The following is a 1,289-nucleotide window of genomic DNA, read 5'->3' on the forward strand; positions in this document are numbered from 1 at the left end:
AAAACGGTTCGAGAATCGACGTGCTAAGAAGTGGCTCGCCAACGCTTTGTCTGGCCAGTTGCCCAACACAGACACCGCATTTGACCAAGGATAATCAGGGTCAAAGCTACCAATTGAGTTTAGGAAGCGTCCATTCGCAGTTTCCGCAACAGCTATATAGCCCTCATCTGAATCTTCGATAAAGCGTGCTGCCAAATCATCAAAACAGCTGGCTGTTGAAAGATCGTAATCAGCCGGAATTTGGTGTGAGTTGTTGTCTAACAGTTGACCAAAAGAAATCACTTTTTGGTTGCCTGCCGCATTTTCTATCACACATTGATGCTCTGGTGTGCGCAAGATATCAAGGAAGAACGCCGCGGATTTTTTCGCCCCATTCGCGTAATCACAGAACCATGAGTTATCGGCTTTGCCTTCGCTACAGTATTGAGGGTTTGAAGCAATGCGCAATAAGAAATCACCCGGCTTATCCGTTGACGAAGTGTAACCAAGATTGGTGTACAGGTTATCGATGCGCTCAAGATCTTCCATCTTGTCACGGATAGCGCTCATTTCCATATAACGGCGCACTAAGTAACCAGGATAATCGGACGAGAATAATCCCGTCGTCCCATATAACTCCAAGTTGCGTCGATCATAGCTATCGAGATAGTTCTGCCACTCGTAAGAAACAATTTCTTCTAGGTTTGTACCTTCGTCAAAACGGTTACAGTCGCTGTTTAGAGAAACGTTCCCATCGGTACAGAAATCGTAAGACTTACGCTCAATTTCATTCACTTTATCTAGGTAGTAAAGTGCGCCATAACGAGTTTTCGCATTCAGTTCTGGATCATCAGACAACGCGGCGGTATCGAATCGGCTGAAGTCACAGTTGTAGAGTGATTTGCCTTTCTCGTTCCCCGTTAGTGCCTTCACTTCAGAACACACCATCAGCGATGTGTTGTCTGGATTGTTGCCAAACTTGTATGCAAAGCTTTGTTGGTAGGCTTGCTGATCAGCGAGGTAACGAGCGTATGCTGCTTTGTCTTCATCGCTCGCACTGTCTGCCGGTTTCGCAACAGATGCAGGAGCTGAACCTGAAGAATCTTGAATCGTCTCGACTTTACGACCGTAACCAAACTTAAACGCCGCAATATCGTACAGACCCCAAGTTGGCGTTTCATCCAACATGCTTGGTGCGTAGTCCATCGTCGAACTGTAAGCAGGAATGTTGTTCAAACCAAGTTGATGCGCTTGCTCGAGCGTGCAGTAGTTCGCTTTGCCATCTGAGCCTTTAAAGCTATGGCGCAGAC

1 pseudogene is annotated in these 1,289 nt (G+C 46.5%); it reads right to left on the minus strand.

Features of this window, described 5'->3' with window-relative positions:
• Positions 1-1,289 (minus strand): annotated as a pseudogene (locus R7E78_RS24215) (MoxR-like ATPase); the annotation flags it as partial.

The sequence above is a fragment of the Vibrio sp. YT-19(2023) genome (assembly GCF_033337395.1).